This window comes from Niallia sp. FSL R7-0271 (genome assembly GCF_038005785.1).
Taxonomy (GTDB): Bacteria; Bacillota; Bacilli; order Bacillales; family Cytobacillaceae; genus Niallia.
This window is the reverse complement of sequence record NZ_JBBOTZ010000001.1, coordinates 3,173,939-3,199,504: the sequence shown is the minus strand read 5'-3', so window position 1 is coordinate 3,199,504 and position 25,566 is coordinate 3,173,939. Positions and strand designations below refer to the sequence as shown.

Annotated in this window: 23 protein-coding genes; 18 read left to right on the top strand and 5 right to left on the bottom strand. The window is 39.9% G+C overall.

Annotation, left to right across the window (positions count from 1 at the left end; genetic code table 11):
* Position 1 precedes the first annotated feature (1 nt).
* The 4 genes from MKX82_RS16390 (at position 2) to MKX82_RS16375 (ending at position 2,931) form a co-directional block, all read left to right on the top strand.
* A complete protein-coding gene (locus tag MKX82_RS16390) occupies positions 2-259 on the top strand; it encodes a hypothetical protein (RefSeq protein WP_341078469.1) in 258 nt (85 codons plus the stop codon).
* Positions 260-277: 18 nt separating this feature from the next.
* Positions 278-547, top strand: a complete 270-nt coding sequence (locus MKX82_RS16385; protein WP_341078466.1) for a hypothetical protein — start codon at positions 278-280, stop codon at positions 545-547.
* A gap of 313 nt (positions 548-860) precedes the next feature.
* The gene (locus MKX82_RS16380; protein ID WP_233316566.1) at positions 861-1,820 is read left to right on the top strand and encodes an acetylxylan esterase; all 960 of its coding nucleotides are present in this window, start codon (positions 861-863) and stop codon (positions 1,818-1,820) included.
* Positions 1,821-1,923: 103 nt separating this feature from the next.
* Positions 1,924-2,931: a LacI family DNA-binding transcriptional regulator gene (locus tag MKX82_RS16375; protein WP_233316565.1), complete on the top strand. Its 1,008-nt coding sequence runs from the start codon at positions 1,924-1,926 to the stop codon at positions 2,929-2,931.
* Between the two features lie 50 nt (positions 2,932-2,981).
* Here MKX82_RS16375 and MKX82_RS16370 read toward each other — a convergent pair whose 3' ends face one another.
* Both MKX82_RS16370 and MKX82_RS16365 read right to left on the bottom strand, forming a co-directional pair.
* Entirely contained in the window at positions 2,982-3,908 is a 927-nt protein-coding gene (locus MKX82_RS16370; protein ID WP_341078463.1) for an ROK family protein, read from the bottom strand.
* A gap of 32 nt (positions 3,909-3,940) precedes the next feature.
* A complete protein-coding gene (locus MKX82_RS16365; protein WP_341078462.1) occupies positions 3,941-6,169 on the bottom strand; it encodes an alpha-galactosidase in 2,229 nt (742 codons plus the stop codon).
* A gap of 516 nt (positions 6,170-6,685) precedes the next feature.
* Here MKX82_RS16365 and MKX82_RS16360 point away from each other — a divergent pair.
* From MKX82_RS16360 to MKX82_RS16315, 10 genes are all read left to right on the top strand, one after another.
* Positions 6,686-7,570 carry a carbohydrate ABC transporter permease gene (locus MKX82_RS16360; RefSeq protein ID WP_233316562.1) on the top strand — a complete coding sequence of 295 codons (885 nt, stop codon included), beginning with the start codon at positions 6,686-6,688 and terminating at the stop codon, positions 7,568-7,570.
* Positions 7,571-7,588: 18 nt separating this feature from the next.
* Positions 7,589-8,476: a carbohydrate ABC transporter permease gene (locus tag MKX82_RS16355; protein ID WP_233316561.1), complete on the top strand. Its 888-nt coding sequence runs from the start codon at positions 7,589-7,591 to the stop codon at positions 8,474-8,476.
* 77 nt (positions 8,477-8,553) lie between these two features.
* A complete protein-coding gene (locus MKX82_RS16350) occupies positions 8,554-9,828 on the top strand; it encodes an ABC transporter substrate-binding protein (RefSeq protein WP_341078460.1) in 1,275 nt (424 codons plus the stop codon).
* Positions 9,829-9,927: 99 nt separating this feature from the next.
* Complete coding sequence (locus tag MKX82_RS16345) at positions 9,928-10,554, top strand: hypothetical protein (RefSeq protein ID WP_341078458.1); 627 nt, start codon at positions 9,928-9,930, stop codon at positions 10,552-10,554.
* Between the two features lie 157 nt (positions 10,555-10,711).
* Positions 10,712-12,463: an ABC transporter ATP-binding protein gene (locus MKX82_RS16340; protein ID WP_233316558.1), complete on the top strand. Its 1,752-nt coding sequence runs from the start codon at positions 10,712-10,714 to the stop codon at positions 12,461-12,463.
* Entirely contained in the window at positions 12,463-14,244 is a 1,782-nt protein-coding gene (locus MKX82_RS16335) for an ABC transporter ATP-binding protein (protein WP_237941868.1), read from the top strand. Before MKX82_RS16340 ends, MKX82_RS16335 begins: the two co-directional genes overlap by 1 nt.
* 176 nt (positions 14,245-14,420) lie before the next feature.
* Positions 14,421-15,395: an aldo/keto reductase family protein gene (locus tag MKX82_RS16330; RefSeq protein ID WP_233316556.1), complete on the top strand. Its 975-nt coding sequence runs from the start codon at positions 14,421-14,423 to the stop codon at positions 15,393-15,395.
* Between the two features lie 48 nt (positions 15,396-15,443).
* Positions 15,444-16,835 carry a glycoside hydrolase family 1 protein gene (locus MKX82_RS16325; protein WP_341078451.1) on the top strand — a complete coding sequence of 464 codons (1,392 nt, stop codon included), beginning with the start codon at positions 15,444-15,446 and terminating at the stop codon, positions 16,833-16,835.
* 240 nt (positions 16,836-17,075) lie between these two features.
* Positions 17,076-17,789 carry a GntR family transcriptional regulator gene (locus MKX82_RS16320; RefSeq protein ID WP_233316554.1) on the top strand — a complete coding sequence of 238 codons (714 nt, stop codon included), beginning with the start codon at positions 17,076-17,078 and terminating at the stop codon, positions 17,787-17,789.
* Positions 17,790-17,929: 140 nt separating this feature from the next.
* Positions 17,930-18,688 (top strand): MerR family transcriptional regulator, encoded by a 759-nt coding sequence (locus tag MKX82_RS16315; RefSeq protein ID WP_341078447.1) that lies wholly within the window; start codon positions 17,930-17,932, stop codon positions 18,686-18,688.
* A 52-nt stretch (positions 18,689-18,740) separates the two neighbouring features.
* Here the strand turns inward: MKX82_RS16315 and MKX82_RS16310 are convergent, their stop codons facing one another.
* Entirely contained in the window at positions 18,741-19,388 is a 648-nt protein-coding gene (locus tag MKX82_RS16310) for a GntR family transcriptional regulator (protein ID WP_233316552.1), read from the bottom strand.
* A gap of 254 nt (positions 19,389-19,642) precedes the next feature.
* Here MKX82_RS16310 and MKX82_RS16305 point away from each other — a divergent pair, with 254 nt between their 5' ends.
* Positions 19,643-19,774, top strand: a complete 132-nt coding sequence (locus MKX82_RS16305; RefSeq protein ID WP_267913432.1) for a hypothetical protein — start codon at positions 19,643-19,645, stop codon at positions 19,772-19,774.
* Positions 19,775-19,819: 45 nt separating this feature from the next.
* Here the strand turns inward: MKX82_RS16305 and MKX82_RS16300 are convergent, their stop codons facing one another.
* Together MKX82_RS16300 and katA are read right to left on the bottom strand one after the other, a co-directional pair.
* On the bottom strand, positions 19,820-20,674 hold the full coding sequence (locus tag MKX82_RS16300) for an aldo/keto reductase (RefSeq protein ID WP_233316551.1): 855 nt from the start codon (positions 20,672-20,674) through the stop codon (positions 19,820-19,822).
* A 169-nt stretch (positions 20,675-20,843) separates the two neighbouring features.
* A complete protein-coding gene (gene katA, locus MKX82_RS16295) occupies positions 20,844-22,298 on the bottom strand; it encodes a catalase KatA (RefSeq protein ID WP_233316550.1) in 1,455 nt (484 codons plus the stop codon).
* A gap of 400 nt (positions 22,299-22,698) precedes the next feature.
* Here katA and MKX82_RS16290 point away from each other — a divergent pair, with 400 nt between their 5' ends.
* From MKX82_RS16290 to MKX82_RS16280, 3 genes are all read left to right on the top strand, one after another.
* Positions 22,699-23,253 carry a shikimate kinase gene (locus MKX82_RS16290; protein ID WP_396953777.1) on the top strand — a complete coding sequence of 185 codons (555 nt, stop codon included), beginning with the start codon at positions 22,699-22,701 and terminating at the stop codon, positions 23,251-23,253.
* A gap of 38 nt (positions 23,254-23,291) precedes the next feature.
* Positions 23,292-24,056, top strand: coding sequence for a type I 3-dehydroquinate dehydratase (gene aroD, locus MKX82_RS16285; protein ID WP_341078441.1), 765 nt, complete (start codon positions 23,292-23,294; stop codon positions 24,054-24,056).
* A 64-nt stretch (positions 24,057-24,120) separates the two neighbouring features.
* Positions 24,121-25,518 (top strand): aldehyde dehydrogenase, encoded by a 1,398-nt coding sequence (locus MKX82_RS16280; protein WP_341078438.1) that lies wholly within the window; start codon positions 24,121-24,123, stop codon positions 25,516-25,518.
* Positions 25,519-25,566 lie beyond the last annotated feature (48 nt).

The window sequence follows — 25,566 nt, the reverse complement described above, 5'->3', positions numbered from 1 at the left end:
TGTGAACGCAAAGGATTTGGGTAGGGAGAGAAAGAAACTATTTGATATGAAAGAGTCAATAAGGAAATGGAAAAAAGCTATTAAAGTATTTCTTCTAATTAAAGTAACAAATAATTTTATAGGAGTTACTGATACTATTGAAAATAAGGCATACCGTGGAATCAATACATTGGTATCTAGTATGCCTAATTGGGTGGCAAACGGAAATTGCAAAAACGTTAACGATGGTTATTCCCATTTAATTTTTAATAAAATATAGTTTATTGGAAGGATTTGCATGGTGGGAAAATCTCCTTGGTATTTAAGAAAAAAATTTCTATATTGCATTTGCATTCTTACGCCACCAATTGGCTATATTGTATTGGTGACAAATTTAAAAAAACTTAAACAAGAGGAAAAAATTAATCTTCTAACCATATCTACTATTATGATGTCTATATGGGTATTGAAATTTTTGCCTAAAAATATTGAGTTATATGTTTGTAGTTTTATCCTAGCTATATTATTTGGAAATGATATTTTAGAGCGATTTAAAGGGAAAAAATAATAGAATGCACAATGAAGTAAAAAAGGCCCCTTGAAGCAGAAAGTTTGCGGAGAAGCGGTGCTTATCCGCGGAAAGCGAGCGTAGACTTCGGAGAACTCTCAACCGCTTTAAAATAAAAATAACTTAAAAACACTAGGTTTGTCGGCAGTCAGAAGTGATTTCACATAGAAATCACTTTTTTATTTTGCATTCTAGGAAACTTTCTCTCTATTGACGGTTAACTTCATAACGTTTTATAATTAAGTTATCGTTTAAGTTAAACAAAATGATAACGCATACATAAAATCGCGAAAATAAAATGGAGGAATGCCTGATGAAATTCGATATGCCCTTGGATGCACTGAATCAATACAAAGGAATAAATCCAAAGCCAGCTGATTTTGATGCTTATTGGAACTTAGGCCTGCAAGAATTAAATGAGCACTCGTTAGAATACGAGTTAATCCCAGCTGCATTCGAAAGCAGGGTGGCAGAATGTTATCATTTATACTTTACAGGTATCAATGGTGCGAAAGTGCATTGCCAGCTTGTCCGACCAAAAGGGCAAACAGAGAAAGGTCCTGGTTTGCTTTGGTTTCATGGCTATCATGTGAACAGCGGTGACTGGATTGATAAAATCGGCTATGCTGCTGAAGGCTATACGATTCTGGCGATGGATTGCCGCGGACAAGGCGGGCTTTCTGAAGATACTCTTCAAGTAAAGGGCACAACATTAAAAGGGCATATCATCAGAGGGATAGACGAAGAGGATACAGCCAAACTGTATTACCGCAATGTTTATTTAGATACGGTTCAGGCAGCTAGAATTTTGTTTGCGATGGAGAAGGTTGATGAATCAAGAGTTGGCGCTTACGGTGCCTCACAAGGCGGAGCCCTGGCGGTTGCTTGTTCAAGTCTTGAGCCTCGAATCAGGAAAACAGCTGCTGTCTACCCGTTTCTTTCCGACTTTAAAAGGGCATGGGAGCTTGATATAGCGAGTTCTGCTTATGAAGAAATTCATTATTACTTCAAATTTATTGATCCTAATCATGAGCGGGAGGAAGCGGTATTCGAAAAATTAGGGTATATAGATATCCAGCATCTTGCTGACAGAATCAAGGCGGATGTATTGTGGGCAACAGGGATGGAGGATGAGATTTGTCCGCCTTCTACGCAATTTGCAGCCTACAATAAAATTCAATCAGATAAGAAGATGCTGATCTATTTTGAGTATGGCCATGAGTATATAAGGACATTAGGAGACAAAGTACATGCCTTTTTTGCGGATATGTAGTCTGCATGATTTGCTTTTGGATGTAGAAAATGCGAATCTTATAGTATAGTATTTCCATGAATGTATTATGTTGTTAGAACTATTTTATATCGGAGGAATTTTTGTGAGAAGCAATGTTACGATGCGTGACATCGCCAATAAATTAGGTGTCAGCAGTGTGACTGTCTCCAAAGCGCTAAATGATAAAGATGGGGTCAGTGAAGAATTAAAAGAGAAAATAAAGCAATTGGCAGATGAGATGGGCTACCGTTTTAATACACATGCAAAGTCAATCAAGGATGGGCTGTCTTACAATTTAGGTATTGTCATTCCAGAGCGCTTCACAGGGAAGACACAATCATTCTATCTGCAATTTTATCAAATGTTGACAAGAATCCTTGATGGCTATCATTACTCTGGCATCCTTTATATTTTGGGTCAGGAGGATGAGGACCAGCTAGTATTGCCGCGAATCTACAGTGAGAAAAAGGTCGACGGCTTCATTATTCTTGGGCAGATCGGCAACGATTATGTGAAAGAGATACAGAAGATTGACAGTCCTGTAATCTTTTTAGACTTTTACACAGATCAAAACGAAATTGATTCTGTGCTGACAGACAATTTCTTCGGCGGTTTTGAATTAACGAATTACCTTGTGGAAAACGGCCACAAAAAAATTGCCTATGTCGGCAACATATATGCGACTAGCAGCATACAAGACAGATTTCTAGGCTACTACAAGTCGCTGTTAGAGCATCGAATTGAATTGAGGCAGGATTATATTATTAATGATCGTGATGAGCGAGGCAGATATATTGATATAAGCTTTCCTGATGACATGCCGACAGCGTTTGTATGCAATAATGATGAGATTGCCTATAATCTGATTAACAACCTGCAAAAAAACGGCTATCAAGTACCGGATGACTGCTCAGTTGTCGGCTTTGATAATTCGATTTACGCTGCTTTAACGGAGCCGCTGCTCACAACGGTTGAGGTAAATATTAAAGAAATGTCAAAGGCTGCTGTAAAAATAATAATGGAAAAGCTTCATAATCCTAATGAAAAATACGGCAGAACCTTAATTAATGGCAAGATTATTCATCGCAATTCAGTGAAAAGCCTTAAGTAAACAAAAAGAGGGGAGTCTGTAAGCTATCGCTTATAAACCCCCTCTTTTTGTTATGCTTCCACCGATTCAGGTGCTTGGCATTGCAAATAGTGATATAGTGCTCCAAGCAGGTTAGCATCATTTTTAAATTGGCAGGACTCAATGATTGGTCTAATTTTTGCAGCCTGCACAGATTCGAGCAGAAGATCGATTTTTTTGTAGATTTGCTCAATCAAATCATCTCTATTGCTGATGGCTCCGCCGAGGATAATCTTTTCTGGATCGTACACATACTGGATATTATAAATACCTTGCGCCAAGCGGAGATAAAATTCATCAATTTCTTCTAGGCAAATCTCATCCCCTTCTGCAGCTTTCTCGAAGATTAATTTTCCATTCAGTTCACTTGGCTTCATGCCTTTGCGTTTGGCGACATTTTTAACTAAAGCGCCTGTGGCAGCTAGCTGGCTCCATGTTTGGAAGGCTGTTTTTCCGTCTTCCTTTACTACTTGCAGCACCATATAGCCTATTTCTCCGCCATGGAGATTGGCGCCTTTATGAATGCGGCGGTTTTTAATAATCGCTCCGCCTATCCCTGTGCCAATGATTGTAAACAGCACATTTTCGTTTTCCTTTGCCGCACCCTTCCAGACTTCTCCTAATGCAGCGCAATTCGCATCATTTTCCAGCTCAACAGGAAGTCCTGTCGCCTCACTGAAAATGGTTTTAAAATTAGGTCCGTGAATACAGGGAAGTGCGCTGGAACCGCCGATAATGCCTGTATCGCTTTCGACTCCACCTGGACAGCTGAAGGCAATCCCTGCAACGTGATGCTTTACCTTGTTCTCCAGCACTGTCTCAATGATTGTTTCCTGGAACAGGCTGAAATCTGAGTCGGAAACTGGCAGTTCGCCTTTTTCGATAAATTCGCCATCGTCCTTCATAACAGCGAATTTAATCATACTGCCTCCAACGTCGAAAACCATATAATTCGTCATGTGATGTCCTCCTAAAAATCGAGTTGTTTATTTTAAGCTTCAGTCAAGATAAACAAGCAGGAAGCAAAGTCGCTAGGCTTCTCCCGCTGCCAGTAGTCTTGTGCACGGTCAGTATAATCCTCGGAAAGCAGAATGCCGACATTCATGAGCTCATCCCCATAATGCTGTGTGTTTCTGCCTTCAATGGAATATAGTTTGTCAGGATCAAGTCCTGTCAGCTTAAGCCTGTGATAACGTTCGTTTGGCTTAGCGAGGATTTTATAATAGCCGACAATTGCTTTTTTCTTATCGTTTGCGACAACCATCCAAGATACCTCGTTGGAATCAAACGGTGATAATATACGGTGGAAATTTCCCTTTTGGATAAAGTCTCTGTGTTCTTTCATGAAAGCAGTCTGCTGTTTGACTTTTTCTTTCTCTTCATCGTTAAGCTTGGTTATGTCCAATTCGTAACCAAATGTGCCAAAGTAAGCGACATTCGCCCGTGTGTCCAATGGTGTCATCCGTCCAACTTGGTGGTTTGGAACAGTAGACACATGGCTGCCAATGGAAGAGAGCGGATAGACGAAGCTTGTGCCATACTGAATTTTTAAACGCTCGACAGCGTCTGTATTATCGCTCGCCCAAGCTTGCGGTGCGTAATAAAGCAAACCGGGATCAAATCGGGCGCCTCCGCCGGCACAAGATTCAAACAGGATTTTTGGGTATTTCGCCAGAAGCATCTCGTACAGTTTGTATACACCAAGGATGTAGCGATGGCTCACTTCTCCTTGCTGATCAATTGGCAGGTTAGTTGAGTAGGCTTCTGTCATGTATCTGTTCATATCCCATTTGATATAGCTAATTTCAGCATTTTCAATTATCTCATCCATGAGTTTGAAAATATGCTGCACCACTTCATCTCTGCTGAAATCTAGAATAAATTGGTTGCGCCCATGTGAAGACATGCGGCCAGGTGTTGCAATAATCCAGTCAGGATGTTCTTTAAACAGCTTAGTATCTTTACATACCATTTCTGGTTCGAACCATAAACCGAATTTCATTCCCAGTAGGTTAATTTTCTCAGACAATCCTTTAATACCGCCGGGAAGCTTCTGATCATTTGCAAACCAGTCACCAAGAGAGGAGGTATCGTCATTCCTGTTGCCAAACCAGCCATCATCAAGGACAAACAGCTCAATACCCAACTTTTGGGCTGTTTCAGCTATAGAAAGAATCTTTTCTTCATTGAAATCAAAATAAGTAGCTTCCCAATTGTTAATAAGAATAGGTCTGGCACGATCCCGCCAATAACCTCTCGCCAGACGCTCGCGATATAACTGATGAAATGTTTGGCTCATTCCATTTAAGCCTTCATCTGTATATACCATAATACATTCTGGTGTCTGGAATGTTTCGCCAGGATTAAGCTTCCAGCTGAATTGGAACGGATTAATGCCCATCATAATACGGGAAACTCCATATGTATCAACCTCTGCTTGTGCAAGGAAATTACCGCTGTAACAAAGGCTGAAACCATAAACATCCCCTGTATGCTCTGTCGTGTCGAAGCGCTTAAATGCGGCAAAGGGATTATGGGCATGACTGCTTGCACCTCTTGAGCTGTACACCGATTGAATCCCGGGGGATAAAGGACGGATTTCCATATGTGCCTCTCTTGCCCATGCACCTGCAAGACTAATCATCTCGAATTGGTCATCAGGCAAATCGACAGATGCACTCATCGCTGAATCGAGAAAGAAGGGACTGCCAGATGTATTATGGAACCTCGCACTTCTGCAAATAACATTGCGATCACGAAATATCGTATAGCTGAGGATGAGACTTGCCTGAAGCACGCTGTCGTAAAGAGTTATTTCTAATGTGTCTGCTTCGGCTTCTGCCTCTGTATACACAGCAGGGAGGTTTTCAAGTGCTGGTTTACCTTTGATAAGCTTATAGCTTTCATAACAAAAGTTTGTTACCTTGCTGCCGATGTTATCTGTGATCATATGGGCTGGCTGCCTGTAGTCAGTTGTTCCAAAGCTCGGATATTCCTGCTTAATATGCTCGAAGGAGGAAGTATGATCATGTTCAAATAAATTGCAGGATGGCCGTATCTCCCTTTCAATTAAATGCCTAAAAGACGCACGGTGACGAATTCTTTTTCCATAATACAAATGCTCAAGCTGGTTGGATTTCTCTAGCACTCTGAAAATATAGCTGATTTTGTCGTTACACAAATGAAATTCCTTCGTTTCTAGATTTACATGGATTGCCATTATCACTGCACCTCGCCATTTGGAATGAAAACCCTTACAACATTATATGTTTGATTGTATCAATTATAAATATGGAAGACAATAAGTATTTGAATTAATTTAAGTAATCGGTAATCTTATAGAAAGTATCATTAACTTAACTGTAGAAATTGGCTTAAGTGTATAGATAATCTCCTATATATAAAAGCTTTTTTGTTATAGGTATAAATACGCATGTTGGCGAAGTACGAGGGTTGTACTGACTATTTTAGGTTACTAAACTAATTTAATTACTTAATAAGTTTAAAAATTTTAGGTAAAATACTTTAAAAATATATTGATAATTTTGAATTAAGAAGTTAATATGTAATTGTAGTTGAAAAGGCTTACATAACTTTATTTGTAAGTTAAATAACTGACAAAAAGTAGTTACATGATGGTTAAAGTATTGCGTTTTTTAAGATAAAGAAAAAGGGGGGAGTGATTTAGCAAGCAAGAATTGCAGTTGGTGATTTTATCAAATGGAAGGTGAAGCAAATGAATAAATCGAGAACTTTATTGTTTTACTTATTTATTTTGCCATGGCTGATCGGCTTTTTCGTCTTTACGGCTGGCCCGATGGTGTATTCCCTATACATGTCCTTTACTGATTACTCAGGACTTGGGGCAGCGAATTGGGTCGGATTAGAAAACTATAAAAAGCTGTTTACTGAAGATCCGCTGTTTTGGCAGTCATTATGGAATACCTTCTTTTATACAATTGTCGGCGTTCCTCTTGGTTTAGTTGTCGGTTACATGCTTGCTGTCTTGCTGAACACAAAGGTGAGATTTATGGGGGTATTCCGGACAATCTTTTATTTACCTTCCTTAGTGCCAACAGTTGCCAGCTCGTTGCTATGGATATTAATCTTTCAGCCGGATTTCGGTATTGCGAACAGCATCCTGTCCTTTTTTCATTTGCCGACATCAAATTGGCTGTTAAGTGAAAGCATGGTAAAGCCCACACTGATTATTATGAGCTTATGGGGTGCTGGCGGCGGTATGGTTATTTATCTCGCAGGACTTCAAAGTGTTCCCGCATCTCTGTATGAAGCAGCCGAACTGGATGGGGCAGGTAAATTCCATAAGTTCTGGAATATTACCATCCCGATGACTTCTAATGTTATCTTCTTCAATCTGATTATGGGGCTGATTGGTTCTTTTCAGATATTCACACAAGCCTATGTTGTCAGCAGCGGCAATGGCGGACCAAACTATAAATCTCTGTTTTATGTATTCTATTTATACCAGGATGCCTTTAAGTTCTTTAAGATGGGGTATGCGTCTGCACTCGCCTGGATTTTATTCATTATCATTCTTATCTTCACATTAATTCAGTTTAAAGTATTTGGGAAAAAGGTGTATTACGAATACGATGAATAAGGAAAGTGAGGGGCAGTTATGGAAATAACACCTGCGAAGCCGACTGCTGCAATGAAAGCAAAGAAACTGCGCAGCATGAAGAAAGGAAGAAAAGCGGAAAAGGCACTTACTTACTTTTTACTTATTGCACTTTCTATTCTCTTTTTATTCCCTTTTTTGTGGCTGATTGGAACTTCTGTAAAACCGGAAAATGAAGCAATGGCATTTCCACCGACATTGCTGCCAAAGGAATGGGATTTAGCGAACTATAAAGAAGTATTTACATTAGTGGACTTTGGGCAGTATTACATGAACTCTATTATTGTCACTGTATGTGTAGTTATTGGGACAGTTGTTTCTTCTACAATCGTCGCATACGGTTTTGCAAGGATAAAAGGGAAAGGACGGAATTTCTGGTTTGTGCTTTTGCTTGGAACAATGATGCTTCCGCCACAAGTAACGATGATTCCTGTCTATATGATTTTTTCTAAGCTGGGGTGGGTTAATACGTTCCTGCCGCTAATTGTTCCATCTTTCTTTGGTAGCGCTTACTTCATCTTTTTACTGCGTCAATTTTTTAAGACAATCCCAAAGGAGCTAGAAGAGAGTGCCTATCTCGATGGCTGTGGTCCTTTCGGTATTTTCTGGAGAATTATCGTTCCGTTATCAGTTCCTTCTATTATTACTGTCGCTTTGTTGAGCTTTATGTGGACGTGGAATGACTTTCTTAATCCATTAATCTATTTAAATGATGATTCCAAATATACGCTTGCACTGGGAATTCTGCAATTTAAAGGGGCTCTCTTAATTCAATGGGGACCGATGATGGCAGCGAGCGTCTTTATTATCTTACCGCTTATTATCATTTTCTTTGTTGGTCAAAAGTACTTTGTCCAAGGAATTGCTACAACAGGCGGAAAGGGCTAATCTATGGTATCACTTGGATAAATGAATCTCATTTATCCGTTATCCATACAAAAACATTACCTAAGGGGGTAAATCACGTGAGAAAGAAAAAGAAATTAAGTGCTTTACTGTTAACTTTTGTATTAGCTCTATCTGCATTTTTAGCAGGCTGTTCTGGCTCAGATTCTGAGTCTGCTAGCGGGGAATCAGGAGATGTAACACTGCGCATTCTCGTATGGAATAATAATCCAGAAGGAACAAAGCTGGAAGGGGAAATTTTTAAGGAATTTGAAAAAGAGAACCCTGGAATTAAAGTAAAGCAAGTCTATGCACCATATGATAAATTCAATGATAAATTCCTGACAATGTCTGCTGGCGGCGATCAGCCTGATTTAGTTTGGCTTCAGCCTTCTGCATTCGGTCAATTTGTGGGTAAAGATGTGTTGATGGATTTATCTGATAAAGAAATCAATGAAGAAGAGTATATGCCAAATGTTCTTTCACTAGGCCAAGTGGATGGAAAACAGTATGCACTTATTCGTGATGCATCTGCCTTCATGCTTGGATACAACAAGGATATGTTTGATGCTGCTGGTCTTGAATATCCTAAGGATGACTGGACATGGGATGATTTCCTTGCAGCAGCTCAAAAGCTGACAGTCGAGAAAAACGGCAAAACAGTTCAGTTCGGTATGGAAAACTTCTATACAAATGAATTGCTTGTTGAAAATGGCGGAGGTTTTGTCAGCCAGGATGGCAAGGAAGTTATCGTTGATTCGCCTGAATCTATTGAGGCAATTAAATTTGGGGCAGACTTGATCAATAAATATCATGTGCAGCCAACTTCTGCTCAAAGCCAAGGTTTATCCAATATGTTCCTCGCTGGTCAAGCAGCAATGAAAATGATGGGACCATGGGATTGGTCTGATACATCGAAAAACGCTAACTTCAAATGGGATGTTGTTCCACTTCCGGCAGGAAAAGCAGGAAATGTAGCAGCGGCTTCTTATCTTCCAATCGGAATTGGCTCAAAGACGAAGCATCCTGACGAAGCATATAAGCTTCTTGAATTCTTGACTACTGGAAAAGGTCAAGACCTGCAGGTAGACACAATATCAGCAGTGCCTGTCGTAAAAAGGAATGCAGATAAAATTGAGTCAATGGCAAATGCGCCTGAAAATGCGAAAGCATTGTCAACAATTTTAGCAGAAGGCAGAACGGTTATGAACGCTCCTTACATTCCTGAGTATGCTGAAATTGTAAGTAAAATCCAGCCTGTCATTGATAACATCAATCTTAATGGCAGCAAGGATGCAGAGAAACGGCTGAAGGAAGTAGCAGATCAAATCCGCAAAGAATATGGCTTGAAATAACAATAAAGAGGCTGTCTGGAAATGCTTTGACCTAATACGGGAAACCTTGTATTGGTCGGCCTGGTTTCAGGCAGCCTTTTTTTATAAGGAGGGAGTATCTTGTATAAAAGCCGATTCATCGACAGCAAGTTTTTTTCTTTTATGGACATTACATACCGTTTAGTCAGGGCAAGTTTATTATTTTGGTTTTATGCAGGAAAAGGCTTTTTTGTATGCGGATTGATTTCTTCCACATCCACATTACTGGCGGTTATTGATGAGATATTCAAAGGAAACGGCACTTCTGTGCGCAAGCTGTTTCAAGAGATCAGCCCTAAATATGCCAACAATAAAAGACTGTCTGCGATTATGTTTGGTTTATTTATCTATATCGGAACCTTCATCATTCTGCCGTTTCCACAAACAATTGACTCGTTTGCGGCAGCAGTCCTTAAATTTGTGTGCATATATGCTTTTTTGCTATCCATTATTTTCTTTACTTACTTAGCTTGGAATTTAGTGCACCTGCAATTGCCAATAAAGAGCACTGTGCTGGTCAGTCTTTTTCTAGTTGTGAAGAAACCCTTTCGTTCCTTTATCTTGCTTTTAGTGATTTTAATTATCTATTTGTTGATTTATGTTAATTTCATTTTTTTCCTATTCTTCGCTCCTGCCATCTACGGGACGTGTGCGAGATTTATATTTGCATTTAAATGGAAGAAAAAGAAAGCAGAGGTTGCTGTGTAATTTGGTCTATTAAAAAAATGATAGATTTTATTTGGAGGACATACATAGAAAGCAAGTAACGCTAATATGATTATTCGGTAATGTTTGTTTTAAGGGAGGGAGCTAAAAAATACATGATGCTGTAAAGGAAAAAAAGATAGAAGGGGGAGCCGACTAGATGCATAGTCTGCGATGGATATGGGGGTTTCTACATACTTATCGTCTTAAGATAGCTATCGGCCTTTTTTGCGCAGTCATCGTATCAGCTTTAAGTGTGTTAAACCCTTATTTGGCTGGGAAGATGGTGGATGATGTTATGTATGGCAAGCAGCTTCATTTGCTGTGGCCGATACTTGGTATCATGATTGCTGGAACATTTATTAGGACGATAATCCGCTATACGTATCAGATGATTTTTGAGAATGTTTCACAAAATGTTATTTACAATATACGAGAACAATTGTATGACCGCCTGCACAGATTGGATTTCAGCTTTTACGACCGTACTAAAACAGGCGATATTATGGCAAGAATGACAGGGGATATGGAAGCGGTCAGGCATTTCACAGCATGGACGATTTACATGATTTTTGAAAACGCCACCATTTTACTGTTTGCAGTTGCCTTTATGTTTTATATACATCCGCCCTTGGCGCTTACTCTCCTGATTGTAACACCAGTGATTGGCTTCTTCGCTTTCAGGCTGACAAGGGATGTCCGGCCGACCTTTACGGAGATTCGCAACCAGTTTGCGAAATTAAATTCAGTCGTTCAAGAGAATATCAGTGGAAACAGGGTAGTAAAGGCTTTTGCGAAAGAAGATTATGAAATCGCTAAATTTTCGATTGCCAATGAAGGATTTAAAGATAAGAACTTAAAATCATCAAAAATTTGGGAAAAATACTTGCCGATTTTGGATTCCTTGGCTGGTGTGCTGACAGTGCTGATGATTTTTGCCGGTGGTGTGATGGTTATTAAAGGCACACTCACATTTGGAGAGCTAGTAATGTTTAATTCATTCATATGGGCGTTAAGCAACCCAATGAAAATGGCTGGCTGGCTGCTAAATGATGTACAGCGCTTTATAGCATCTGCCGAAAAGGTGGAGGATCTCCTAGAGACAAAGCCAAAAATAGCCAGTCTCGATAACGTTGTTCCAATTGGCGACTATAAAGGCGTCGTGGAGTTTAATAAGGTGTCCTTTAGCTATGGTGAGGAACCCATCTTGAAGGATATCAGCTTTAAAGTGAAGCCAGGTCAAACACTAGCCATCATTGGACCGACAGGAGCAGGCAAGTCAACAATGGTTAATTTGCTTAGCCGCTTTTATGATGCGACAAGCGGTGAGGTCAAGATTGACGGCAGAAATGTGAAGGACTGGGAGCTGCAGCAGCTCCGCACAGGAATGGCAATGGTTATGCAAGATATCTTCCTGTTTTCTGATACGATTGAAGGCAATATTGCTTACGGTGATCCCAATACATCTAATGAAGCAGTTAAACTTGCTGCAAAATTAGCAGATGCCCATGATTTTATTAAAGATTTGCCAGAAGGCTATGACACCATTGTCGGGGAAAGAGGTGTCGGACTGTCTGGCGGACAAAGGCAGCGGATTGCACTGGCAAGAGCTATCTTAAAAGATCCGTCCATCCTGATTCTTGATGATACAACATCAAGCCTTGACATGGAAACAGAGCACCGAATTCAGCAAACATTGAAATCTATTCAAAAAAACAAAACATGCTTTATCATTGCCCATAGAATTTCTTCTGTAAAAGATGCAGATCAAATACTGGTGATGAATAATGGCGCAATTATGGAGCGAGGCACACATGATGAACTCCTGCGAAAGAAGGGTTATTACTTTAATGTGTATAAAAATCAATATGGAAACTTCGAACAAAAGCACAGAGATGAGGATGTGATCTAGTGGCACGGAATAAGTTCGATGTGGATGAGGAGTTAGAAACACCGTTTAGTTTTGCTCATCTAAAGCGCTTGTTTGGTTATATAAAGCCATATAAGAAAAAAATCATCGTCACGATTCTTATCATGCTTGTGGCAAGCGGTGCTAATCTAATTGGTCCTTATCTCATCAAGCAGGCAATCGATAAAGAAATTCCAGAAGGGAATATCGGCGGACTGTCGCTGCTTGCAGGTATATATTTAGGAGCGCTGATTATCACAGGAATTTGTATGAAGTACCGGATCAGGATGATGGCCCAGATTGGTCAGGATGTTATTAAGACCATTCGCAAGGACTTGTTTACACATATACAATCACTGTCCTTTTCCTTTTATGATAATCGTCCCCACGGAAAAATATTGGTGCGGGTCGTCAATTATGTGAATTCACTTAGTGATCTTCTTTCTAATGGGCTTATCAACTTGATTACGGATATATTTAGCTTGATTGTCATTATCGGGTTTATGTTTGCCATCGACGTACGTTTGGCTATTTATGCAATGGTTGGTTTCCCTCTGTTAGCCATTGTTATCTTTTTTATAAAAAATGCTCAACGCAAGGCTTGGCAGGACTTAAGCAATAAACAGTCTAATATGAACGCCTATATCCATGAAAGCATCAATGGCATGAAGGTAACCCAAGCATTCGCAAGGGAGGAAGAGAACAAGAAAATCTTTGAAGATGTATCTAAAGGCTACAAAAAGTCATGGATGAAAGCTGTCTATATTCAGTTTCTTCTTTGGCCATCGATTGAAAACATCTCTGTTTTGACAGTATCTTTCATCTATGTTGCAGGGATTTCAATGATTGGGCAAGGAGTAACCGTCGGTGCTTTAGTAGCGTTCGTCGGGTATATTTGGATGTTCTGGACGCCGATCTCCAATATCGGCAACTTCTATAATGCAATCATTAATGCAATGGCTTATTTGGAGCGAATTTTTGAAATGATGGATGAAAAGCCGACAGTGCGCAATAATCCAGATGGAAAAGTGCTTCAGCAAATTAACGGAAAAGTCGAGTTTGAGCATGTTGAGTTTGGTTATGAAGGAGAGGAAAGGGTTTTGAAGGATGTGCATTTCAGGGCTGAGCCTGGAGAGACGATTGCGCTTGTCGGGGCGACAGGATCTGGGAAAACATCCATTGTTAGTTTAATCAGCCGCTTCTATGACTTGAATGGAGGCAAAATTAAAATAGACGGGGTGGATATCAGCACAGTAACAATCCCTTCACTCAGAAGGCAAATGGGCATTATGCTTCAGGATCCGTTTATCTTTTCGGGAACAATTATGGATAATATCCGCTACGGACGTCTCGATGCAAGCGATGAGGAAGTAATAGAAGCAGCAAAAGCGGTTCAGGCCGATGCTTTCATTATGACATTAAAGGATGGCTATGAAACAGAGGTAAATGAGCGAGGAACAAGGCTTTCTGCAGGACAAAGGCAGCTTATTTCCTTTGCAAGAGCACTGCTGGCAGACCCAAGAATTTTAATATTAGATGAAGCAACTTCTTCCATTGATACAGAAACAGAGCTTGCTCTCCAAAAAGGCTTAGGAACACTGCTTGCAAAAAGAACGTCCTTCATTATTGCTCACCGCCTTTCTACCATTCAAAGTGCAACAAGAATTTTGTTCATTGATAAGGGACGAATTGCAGAGGAAGGCACACATGATGAATTAATGGAAAGAAAAGGACAATATTGGCATCTTTATACGTCTCAGCATACATCTTTGGAAGTAGGATGAAACTTAAATGTCTATTCTAATTTATATAAAGTATAGACATTTATTTTGAACCCTTTATAATATAATTGTAAGCGTTTCTAATTTGATGATCTAAAACTTTGTGGGAAGCTGTCACATTTGTGGCAGATTCTCACATAAGCATGGCTAAAAAAAACGAATAGGTTGGGTGATTAGAAATGAAGTACAGAAAACTAGGAAACTCTGGCTTAAGAGTAAGTGAAATTGGACTAGGCAGCTGGCTTACATATGGAAGCGCAGTGGAAAAGGAGCAGTCCATAGCTTGTATTCACAGGGCATATGATCTTGGCATCAACTTTTTCGATACGGCAAATGCTTATAATAAGGGAGCTGCAGAAACAGTCCTTGGGGAAGCATTGAAAGATTATTCCCGCTCAAGCTACGTGCTGGCAACAAAGGTTTTCTTCCCGATGGGAGATGGTCCGAATGACAGGGGACTGTCGAGAAAGCATATTATGGAGCAATGTGATGCAAGCTTGAAGAGATTAGGTGTAGACTATATAGATTTGTATCAATTCCATCGCTTTGACTCGGAAACGCCGGTAGAGGAGAGCTTAAGAGCACTCGATGATCTAACTGCACAAGGAAAGATTCTTTATGCAGGTGTAAGCGAATGGACGGCAGCGCAAATAACCGATGCAGCACATATTGCCAAAGAGAAGAATTTAAGACCGCTCATCTCTAATCAGCCAATCTACAATATGATGGTCCGCTATATTGAGAAAGAAGTGATTCCTGTCAGTGAGAAGGAGGGAATTGGCCAAGTTGTATTCTCCCCGCTTGCACAAGGTATTTTAACAGGAAAATACAAGCCGAACGAGCAAGTGCCATCTGAAAGCCGTGCAGCAAATGAAGAAACAAATAAATGGATTACAAGCTACTTGAATGACGAAGTGCTGACACGTGTTCAGAAACTTTCAGCCATTGCGAATGGTCTAGGCGTGGAATTATCACAGCTTGCATTAGCATGGGTGTTAAGACAGCCTAATGTCAGCTCAGCCATTATAGGGGCAAGCAGACCTGGACAGGTAGAAGAAAATGTGAAGGCATCCGGCCTAGAGTTAAACGCTTCTGTTTTAGAGGAAATAGAAGCAGTGTTGGAAGAAATCAATACTTTTGTGCCAATCTGGTAAGTTAGCAGTTTCATATAAAAATAACTAGTAGGAAGAGGAGAGGTTAATATGACAAAGAAATCTGTTATTCCTGAAGGCTTTTTATGGGGTGGAGCGGTGACAAGCTTCCAGACAGAAGGTGCATGGGATGAGGGCGGAAAAGGTCCTTCCATTGTTGATGCAAGACCTGTGAAAGAGGGGCAGTCTGATTGGAAAACTGCAGTTGATTTTTATCACCGCTATAAGGAGGATATTGCTCTTTTTAAAGAAATGGGCTTTAATGCATATCGTACAAGCATTTCATGGGCAAGGATTTTCCCTGATGGAGAAGGAGAGCCGAACGAGGAAGGCTTGCAATTCTATGATGATTTATTTGATGAAATGATTGCAAACGGCATTCAGCCTGTTATTACTTTATATCATTTTGATCTTCCTCTAAAACTTGCACAAAAATACAACGGGTTTGCATCAAGAAAGGTTGTTGACCTGTTCGAAAAATATGCACGCACAGTCTTTGCCCGTTATGGGGAAAAGGTCAAATATTGGCTTACATTTAATGAGCAGAATCTTGTATTAACAAATCTTCAATTTTGGGGCGTTTCTACTGATGAAGCAGACAATGAAGAGGCGTTGCGCTATCAAGTTACACATAATTCCTTTATTGCACATGCAAAAGCAGTCAAAGCACTGCATGAACTTGTGCCAGGTGGTCAAATGGCAGGAATGGTCACGTATATGACGACATACCCGAACAGCTGTCTTCCAGAAGACGTTATTGCCAACATGAAAGCAAAAGAACTGCTGGTTGATTTCTATCTAGATGTGTTTGCAAACGGTGAATACCCAAGCTATGTGACAAGCAATCTTGAGCGAAAAGGCATTATGCCTCATTTTGAAGAAGGCGATGCAGAACTTCTTAAAGAAAATACTGTTGATTATATTAGTATCAGCTATTATCAAAGTCAGACTGTCAGCAGTGAGAAAGTCAAAGAGGATGCAATCATTTCAGGTATCACGCCTAACCCGAACTTAAGGGCGAATGAATGGGGCTGGGCGATCGACCCTATTGGTTTTAGAGTTAGTCTGAAGGATATGTACGCGCGATACAGGCTGCCGATTTTTATTACAGAAAACGGGATTGGCGTTAGAGAAGAATTGAATGAGCAAAACACAGTTGAAGATGATTACCGCATCGATTATTTGCGAGAACATATTAAACAGATGAAGCTAGCGATGGAAGAAGGAGTGGAAGTGTTCGGCTACCTGACATGGGGCTCGACAGACTTAATAAGCTCAGGCGGACAATTCGAGAAGCGCTATGGTTTTATATTCGTCAACAGAGGAGAGACAGATTTAAGAGACTTAAAACGCTACAAAAAGAAGAGCTTCAACTGGTACAAAGAAGTTATTGCAGCAAACGGCGAAAATCTGGAGGAATCAGAAACAGTCTCATTATCATAATGTAGTTGATGAATGGTTGGAAGAATAGTTGGACAGAAATAAGAAAGATGCCCTTTACTAGAATTTCTTACAGGAGGATTTACGCTGCTCGGGAGCAGTGAATCCCTGCAGCGTATCCCTTACATGTGTTTTCGCCATTCTGGACTATAAAGCCATCTTTCAAAAAAACACTGGGATAGCTAACAATTTCAAACCAATAAATTTATAATATAACTATCTATTTTTTAAGGTGGTTCCATCATGAACAAGTACGAAGCAATCTCAGCAGAAATGAAGAAAAGAATTAAAGAGTCCTACTATGCTTTCGATCAGCCAATTCCTGATGAAATAACTCTTTCGAAAGAGTTTTCCTGCAGCAGGATGACGATGAAAAGAGCGCTTGACACATTGGTCCTTGAAGGGCTTCTTTACCGGAAAAGAGGACATGGCACATTTATTGTCAAATCAGCCATTCAAGACAGCCGCGTAAATGTATTGAGCAATGAGGTCACAGGTTTGTCCAGACTGATGGAGGGGCAGCAGGTGACAAGCAAGGTCATTAAGTTTGAAGTTGGTTTTCCATCAGAAGACGTTGCTGAACATCTTGCTATCGACCTGAAAACACCTGTTTACTATTTGATTCGGTTAAGGCTTGTAAACGGGGAGCCTTACGTTATGGAGATAACGTATATGCCGACAACCCTTATTACAGGCATTACGGATGAGATATTGGACGGTTCCATTTATGAGCATATCACGAAAAGCTTAGGTCTCACGATTGCCGGCTCACATCGTAAGATAAGGGCATGCAAGTCCAATGAGTTAGATCAAGCTCATCTTGTATGTATGAAGGATGACCCTATCTTGGAAGTAGAGCATGTGGGTTTTTTAAACAATGGAGTTCCGTTCGAGTATTCCTTTTCAAGGCATCGATATGATAAGTTTGAGGTAACAACAGTAAATATTAAGCGCTGAAATATTTAAAAGGCTTTGGAGGTTTCCGGCCTTTTTTTTGTGCCATAATAAAATAAAAATTTTAAGATTTTTTTCAAAATACCTATTTACATTAACGCTGCGTAAACCTTTAAGATGAAATAGTCAGGAGGAGATGCTTAGTGGAATACACGATTAAAAGCTTAAGTCAAATAGCTGGAATCAGCACCAGAACATTAAGGTATTATGATGAAATTGGTCTGCTTAAGCCGGCAAGGGTCAATTCATCAGGCTACCGTATATATGGAAAAAAAGAGGTAGAGCTGCTTCAACAAATCTTGATTTATCGAGAGCTTGAAGTCAGTTTAGAGGATATTAAACAAATTATTTCTTCCCCTTCCTTTGATATTAAAGGAGCGTTAGAGGAACATAGGGCGAATCTCCTGGCAAAACGAAACCGTATAGATATGATTATTCAAAATGTCGACAAAACGTTAGAAGAGACGAAAGGAAGAGTTAGAATGAGCGATAAAGACAGGTTTGAAGGTTTAAAGCAAAAAATGGTCGAAGAAAACGAACAGAAGTATGGCGAAGAGCTTCGACAAAAGTATGGGGAGGACACAATCGATCAGTCTAACAAGAAATTGCTGAAGATGACAGAAGCCGAATTCACAGAAGCAGAAAGGCTTGGGGAAGAGGTGTTGGAAAGATTAAAAGAAGCAATGAAAACAGGAAATCCACAAAGTGCGGCAGCACAAAGGACTGCAGAGCTTCATAAGCGCTGGCTCACGTTTTATTGGAATTCCTACAGCAAAGAAGCTCATGCTAATCTTGCTAGAATGTATGTGGACGATGAGCGGTTTACTGCCTATTACGATAAGGTTGAACAAGGTGCGGCTGTTTTTTTAAGAGATGCTATTCTCCACTATACTAGCTTATGAGGGGTAAACGAAAAGACCAGCGTGATTGAGGTATTTCAATCATCTGGTCTTTTTATACTTTTGTTAAGTAGGATGCCAGACTCAGCCAGTTTTCTTCCACAAGCTTTGAAAGCTCCTGGTGGTTTCCGTTTTCGAGGCAGGCAATTATTTCGTTATGTTGGCGGATGGATGAAAGACCGTCCACCTTATTAAATTTAAGCAACTCAAGTCTTCTAATTTTCGGAAGAAGGCGCTCAAGCGCCATTTCAATCTCTGGATTATTGGATGCATGCAATAGCACAGAGTGAAATTGATCGTCTTTTTTAATTGCTTCATATTTATCTTCTTTCATTATTGCTTTTTCAAAATCTTCATTTAAGGTGATTAGTTCCTTGCAGTGTGCTTCCGTTAAATAAGGCAGTGCGAGTTTTGCAGCTAAAGCATTTAAGGCTGCAACGACTGTAAAGGCATGTTTAGCCTGTTCAATGTCAATCAAGCTAACCTTTGTTTCTGAACCAGGAGAAGATATGACTAGTCCCTCATCCTCCAATCTTTTCAACGCTTCTCTTACTGGTGTCCTGCTGACGCCGAATTGTTCAGCAAGAAGCTTGTCGCTGATCTTTTCGCCAGGGGCGAGTTCGAGATGAATTACGGCCTGCTTTAACTGTTGGTATACTTGATCTCTTAAGGAAATTCTGCTGATTTGAGAAATATTTTTCATACAAACAATATATCATAATTTTCAATTTGACACATAATAGGGTCAAGTAAACTTTAGTTAAATAAGTGCATGTAAAAGAAATTGAAATGCTGACACCAGTTGCTTTACAGAACAGCAACTTTATCTAGGAGACATATGCGATGAACATGGTAGTTTGTGTTTGTTGCGAAATTGCTTGTGATTGTTCATAATCTGCTCTTTTTTATCTCATACTAATTATGCATCACTATATCATTAGCATGGGAGGCAAAATCATGGCGAAGGAAAAAAAGACAAAAACAAATAATCAATGGGCTGCAGCTAATGCAGAAGTTACAAGTAAAAGAGAAGAAAAAACAGCTACTGATAACCAGTGGGCGTCTACTAACAAAAAATCAGTAGAATAGCAAAAAAAGAATGCAGCGGCTTTTTAGCCATTGCATTCTTTATTTTTATTGCTGCTGTAAGGCAGTTAATCTTTCAATATCATCAGGATCACCGAAAACACGTGAACCAGTATCAAGCTGCTCAATCGCTTTCATATCTTCATCAGTTAAAGTAAAGTCGAACAGATTGGCATTTTCAATAATGCGATGCTCATGAACAGACTTCGGAATGATGATTGTATCTCTTTGAAGATGCCATCTTAGCATAACTTGCGCTGTTGATTTTCCGTATTTATCTCCGATACCTTGCAATGTCGGATTTTCAAAAAGTCCATCTCTGCCTTGAGCTAACGGTGCCCATGCTTCATGTGCAATCCCATGCTTTTCCATATATTCGCGTAATTCTTTTTGCTGGAATAAAGGATGTGTTTCAATCTGATTCAGCATCGGTGTAATTCTTGCCGTTTCTGCAAGCTTTTCAAGATGGTGAATTTGGAAGTTACACACGCCGATGGCCTTCACAAGTCCTTCCTCGTACAAATCCTCCATTGCCCGCCATGTTTCGGCATAGTTTGGAGCAGCCCAGTGAATAAGATAAAGATCAAGATATTCAAGCTGCATTTCTTGCAATGATCGGCGCAGTGCTTGTTTCGTTTCTTCATAGCCAAAGTCGCTCAGCCATACCTTTGTTGTAATGAATAATTCCTCCCTCGGCACATCAACTGCTTGTAGTGCATTGCCAACGAAGCTTTCGTTTTCATACCGGGTTGCCGTATCAATGGAACGGTAGCCGTTTTTAATCGCAGCTTTCACTGCATTTTCACATTCTGCAGGATCTTTCACAAGAAAGACTCCTAAGCCTAAATAAGGGATTTCTACACCATTGCTAAGTTTTTTTGTACTGCTAAGTGTTAATGACAATCTTATCAGCTCCTCTAAAGGTTTAAATTGGCCATGTTAAAAGCCCTTACATATTTAAAGAGTATAGCTTGTACCAGATTTTTTCAATGAATATGTATTAAGTTGACTTAGAAAAAATGCAAAAAGCCCTTAACAAATAAATGTTAAGGGCTTTTATGAGAGAAATTAATTATTTTACTGCTTCAGGAACAGCTAAGCCAAGTCCTTCTGCAATGCGTGTTCCGTATTCTGGATCTGCTTTGTAGAAGTGTCCGATTTGACGAAGTTTGATTTCTTCTAATTCTACTGGTTTCATTGCACCAACAATGTTTTCTACCAATCTAGCACGCTCTTCTTCTGATAATAAGCGGTATAAATCGCCAGCTTGTGTGTAATGGTCATTGTGATCATATGCAACACTGTCAGCTACTCCAGAAACTGCGAATGAAGATGTTTTGTCCTCGGCAGATTCTTTAGGACCGCTGAAGCTGTTTGGCTCATAATATACAGAGCCTCCGCCATTGCCGTCAAAGCGCATTTGACCATCACGTTGATAGTTATTCACAGGGCTTTGCGGACGGTTGATTGGAAGTGCATTGTGGTTAACACCAACACGGTAGCGGTGTGCATCAGCATATGCAAACAGACGGCCTTGAAGCATTTTATCTGGTGATGCTTCAACTCCTGGTACGAATGTTCCAGGTGAGAATGTTGCTTGCTCAACCTCAGCAAAATAGTTTTCTGGGTTGCGGTTAAGCACCATGCGACCAACTTCAATTAATGGATAGTCTTTTTGAGACCATACTTTTGTTACATCAAATGGATCGAAGCGGTATGTGTTAGCATCTTCAACAGGCATGATTTGTACATATAATGTCCAAGCAGGGAAGTCGCCAGCTTCAATAGCATTGAATAAATCTTCTGTATGATAATCTGGGTTTTCACCAGCTAATTTTGCTGCAGTTGCAACATCAAGATTTTTCACACCTTGCTCTGTCTTGAAGTGATATTTCACCCAAACAGCTTCGCCTTCTTTGTTTACCCATTTAAAGGTATGGCTTCCGAAACCATGCATATGGCGAAGTGTTGCAGGGATACCGCGGTCAGACATCAAGATTGAAACTTGGTGCAGTGATTCTGGTGAATGAGACCAGAAATCCCAAACTGCAGTAGGGTTTTTCAAATGTGTTTTTGGATCTCTTTTTTGTGTATGAATAAAGTCAGGGAACTTGATTGCATCACGGATAAAGAATACAGGCGTATTGTTACCAACGATATCATAGTTACCTTCTTCTGTATAAAACTTAACAGCGAAACCGCGTGGGTCACGAACTGTATCAGCAGAACCTAGCTCACCTGCAACTGTAGAGAAGCGAATGAACATTGGAGTTCTTTTACCTACTTCATTAAGGAAGTTAGCTTTTGTATATTTTGTTAAGTCATTTGTCACTTCGAAGTAGCCGTGTGCGCCAGCTCCTTTTGCGTGAACAACACGCTCAGGTACACGTTCTCTGTTAAAATGAGCTAATTTCTCAAGCAAATGAACATCTTGGATTAATGTTGGTCCGCGGTCGCCAGCAGTCATAGAGTTTTGGTTGTCTCCTACTGGTGCACCCCAGCTAGTAGTTAGTTTATTGTTTGACATATAATCACCTCGTAATTTGTTGGTTCTTTATCTTATGTACATAATAATATCATCTATAATTAAAAAATCAATACTATTTTATAATTATTATAAATAACTTTTTTTGAATGATAGAATGCTAAAATGAAAGATTCTTGTAATGATAAGAAAGGAAGGGGTTACACAGCAGAGAAAATAGAACAGCTATTACAGGGAATTGAATGATAAAGGAGAAAATTTTACAACGATTGAGAAAGAGGCAGTTCTTTTCATCATCATCCAATCAATCATATGTATGCATGCAGACAATAGAATATTCAGAAGAATAAACTAGGATTAGCCCTATAATTATTTTATAATGAGTAGTAGAATACGACGTGAAAAATATTTTGCTGTCACGAAAATAGTAGGAGGCATCATCTTGGAAAACAATCGGGTACCATTAAGGGAAAAAAGTGTAGTTTTCATTGGCTTTATGGGCGTTGGCAAAACAAGTATAGGGAAGATAGTTGCCAAAAAGCTTTATCGCGACTTTTTGGATGTAGATCATGTTATTGAAGAAGAGTATGGCATGCCTGTTTCAAAAATCTTCGAACAGGTTGGAGAAAAAGCATTCAGAGAAAAAGAAAAGCAAGTGGTGACAGAGCTGAGCAAAAAAAAGCTCCTTGTTCTTTCACTTGGCGGCGGTTCCTTCTTGCAGGAAGAAATTAAGCAGGCTTGCTTAGACAACTGTATTGTTATCCATCTAGACCTATCTTGGGATTCTTGGAAGGATCGAATTAATCTTATCATTGACAGCAGACCTGTCCTTAAGGATAAATCGCTTGATGATATGGAGGAGCTGTTCAACAGCAGGAAACAAATTTATGCTGACCACCATTCGAAGGTAGATACAGACAGCAAGGATATGGAAGAAATTGCAGATTATATTGTTGATTCTTTAAAATATGCTTGGGATTTATATGAACCAAGGTAATTAAAACGAAGATCAACAATAACAATAGAGGTGCATAAATGGTTAGACCGTTAAAAATTAGAGCTGTTACAATCGGTGAAGGCATACCCAAAATCTGTGTTTCATTAGTTGGTGAAACAGCAAGCCAGCTTAAGAAAGAAGCAGAATTTTTGATGAGCGAAGGAGTCGATGTAATTGAATGGCGCGTTGACTTTTTTGAAAATGGAGACGATGTAAACGAAGTACTTCGTACGCTCACATATATTAGAAATTGGATCGGTGATACGCCTCTTGTTTTTACCTTCCGAAGCAAGAAGGAAGGCGGCGAAAGAGAGATTGAGCGGGAAGCTTATAGTATGATAAATAAAGCGGCAGCAAGTTCAGGAGCTGCTGATTTAATAGATGTGGAGCTGTTTGGGCAAGAAGAAGATGTAGTGGAGCTTATTAAGTTTGCTCATGACCACCAAGTTGCGGTCATCCTTTCCAATCATGATTTTGGTCAGACACCGGCGAAAGAAGAAATCATTGCCCGGCTGAAAAAGGCACAGGAATTGGGCGGGGACCTGCCTAAGATTGCACTCATGCCGCAAAGCATGCAAGATGTGATTACACTGTTGGATGCAGTAAATACGATGAAAGAGAAATATGCGGACAGACCAATCATAGCTATGTCAATGGGAGGACAAGGAGCTATAAGCCGTATTGCCGGCGAAGCTTTTGGTTCGGCTCTTACATTTGGCGCCGCCAAAAAAGCCTCTGCTCCTGGACAAATACCGATCGGGAAATTAAAACAAGCAATGGCTATCTTGCATGACAGCATATGACAACATAGAGAATCTGTTAAGGATTCTCCTTTTTTTATAATCTAATTTCAGAAAGGGACCTGATATGAACGAAAAAGACATTGAATTGTATGAAGTGGAAGAAATCATAAAAAAGAGTAAAGAGTTTTTTGAAACAAAACAAACATTAGATGTTAGCTTCCGAATAAACCAGCTTAAAAAATTACGGCAGGCTATTCTTGATAATGAAGGAAAGCTTATAGATGCTTTGCAATCAGATTTAGGCAAGCATCCATTTGAGTCCTATGCAACAGAAATAGGCTTTGTATTGCAAAGCATCACCTATACGATAAAAAACTTATCAAAATGGACAAAAATAAAAAAAGTAAGCTCGCCAATAGTGCTTTTTCCAGCCAAAAGCTATATCCGTCACGAGCCGTATGGCACAGTGCTGATTATTGGTCCCTTCAACTATCCGTTTCAGCTTCTGATTGAACCGCTCATTGGCGCAATCGCAGCAGGAAACTGTGCTGTCTTAAAACCGTCCGAACTAGTACCTGCTGTATCAAAGACTGTAACAGAAATGATTTCAGCCATATTTGATCCAAGTTTTGTGTGTATAGTCGAAGGAGGAGTAGAAACGAACAAGGCACTCCTTCAAGGGAAATTCGATTATATATTTTTTACGGGAAGTCCAGCTGTTGGGAAGCTTGTTATGAAGGCAGCCGCAGAAAACCTCGTTCCTGTAACGTTAGAATTAGGAGGCAAAAGTCCGGCAATTGTTGATGAAACGGCAGATATAAAGATGGCTGCTGACAAGATTATATGGGGAAAGACAGTCAATGCAGGACAAACCTGTGTCGCTCCAGATTATGTGTTAGCACATGAACGTATAAAGGATGAACTTATCGAGGAAATGAAAAAGACGATAACTCGTTTTTATGGAGAATCAGTTGAAAGAAGTGAGCATTTCGGAAGAATTGTTAATATGAGGCATTTTGCGCGGCTTCAGCAAATTATGAAAGCGGAAGAAGGAAGCATTGTGCATGGCGGTGGCGGGAAGGAAGACGAAAGGTTCCTTGAGCCAACAATAATAAGTGCTGACTGGGATTCACCTTCCATGCAGGATGAAATCTTTGGACCAATCTTGCCGATTATCGGCTATTCAGAAAAAAGGGCAGCAGTAAAAAAGGTAACAAGCATGCCAAAGGCTCTCGCGATGTATATTTTCACACAAAATAAGATGGAGGAAGAGTATTGGCTAAACACTGTCCCATCTGGCGGTGTCAGCATAAATGATACACTGACACATTTGGCAAATCCTAATTTGCCGTTCGGAGGCGTTGGAACCTCAGGTATTGGTTCCTATCATGGTATCTACAGCTTTGAGGCTTTTTCCCATAAGAGAAGTGTTTTAAAAAGGGGAAAAAGCTTAAAGATGACAGACCTCTTTCCTCCATATACAGATCAGCAGCTCAAGCTTGTCCGACGGTTTTTGAAATGATGGTTTTTCTCCATAAAATTGTAAAATATAAAAAAGACTTTTTAAAAC

Excerpts from the sequence above, each read along its gene's own strand:
- MKX82_RS16385 (WP_341078466.1), top strand. The coding sequence starts at position 278 with ATGGTGGGAAAATCTCCTTGGTATTTAAGAAAAAAATTTCTATATTGC.
- MKX82_RS16380 (WP_233316566.1), top strand. The coding sequence starts at position 861 with ATGAAATTCGATATGCCCTTGGATGCACTGAATCAATACAAAGGAATA.
- MKX82_RS16370 (WP_341078463.1), bottom strand. The coding sequence starts at position 3,908 with ATGACGAATTATATGGTTTTCGACGTTGGAGGCAGTATGATTAAATTC.
- MKX82_RS16365 (WP_341078462.1), bottom strand. The coding sequence starts at position 6,169 with ATGGCAATCCATGTAAATCTAGAAACGAAGGAATTTCATTTGTGTAAC.
- MKX82_RS16360 (WP_233316562.1), top strand. The coding sequence starts at position 6,686 with ATGAATAAATCGAGAACTTTATTGTTTTACTTATTTATTTTGCCATGG.
- MKX82_RS16355 (WP_233316561.1), top strand. The coding sequence starts at position 7,589 with ATGGAAATAACACCTGCGAAGCCGACTGCTGCAATGAAAGCAAAGAAA.
- MKX82_RS16340 (WP_233316558.1), top strand. The coding sequence starts at position 10,712 with ATGCATAGTCTGCGATGGATATGGGGGTTTCTACATACTTATCGTCTT.
- MKX82_RS16330 (WP_233316556.1), top strand. The coding sequence starts at position 14,421 with ATGAAGTACAGAAAACTAGGAAACTCTGGCTTAAGAGTAAGTGAAATT.
- MKX82_RS16325 (WP_341078451.1), top strand. The coding sequence starts at position 15,444 with ATGACAAAGAAATCTGTTATTCCTGAAGGCTTTTTATGGGGTGGAGCG.
- MKX82_RS16320 (WP_233316554.1), top strand. The coding sequence starts at position 17,076 with ATGAACAAGTACGAAGCAATCTCAGCAGAAATGAAGAAAAGAATTAAA.
- MKX82_RS16310 (WP_233316552.1), bottom strand. The coding sequence starts at position 19,388 with ATGAAAAATATTTCTCAAATCAGCAGAATTTCCTTAAGAGATCAAGTA.
- MKX82_RS16305 (WP_267913432.1), top strand. The coding sequence starts at position 19,643 with ATGGCGAAGGAAAAAAAGACAAAAACAAATAATCAATGGGCTGCAGCT.
- katA (WP_233316550.1), bottom strand. The coding sequence starts at position 22,298 with ATGTCAAACAATAAACTAACTACTAGCTGGGGTGCACCAGTAGGAGAC.
- aroD (WP_341078441.1), top strand. The coding sequence starts at position 23,292 with ATGGTTAGACCGTTAAAAATTAGAGCTGTTACAATCGGTGAAGGCATA.
- MKX82_RS16280 (WP_341078438.1), top strand. The coding sequence starts at position 24,121 with ATGAACGAAAAAGACATTGAATTGTATGAAGTGGAAGAAATCATAAAA.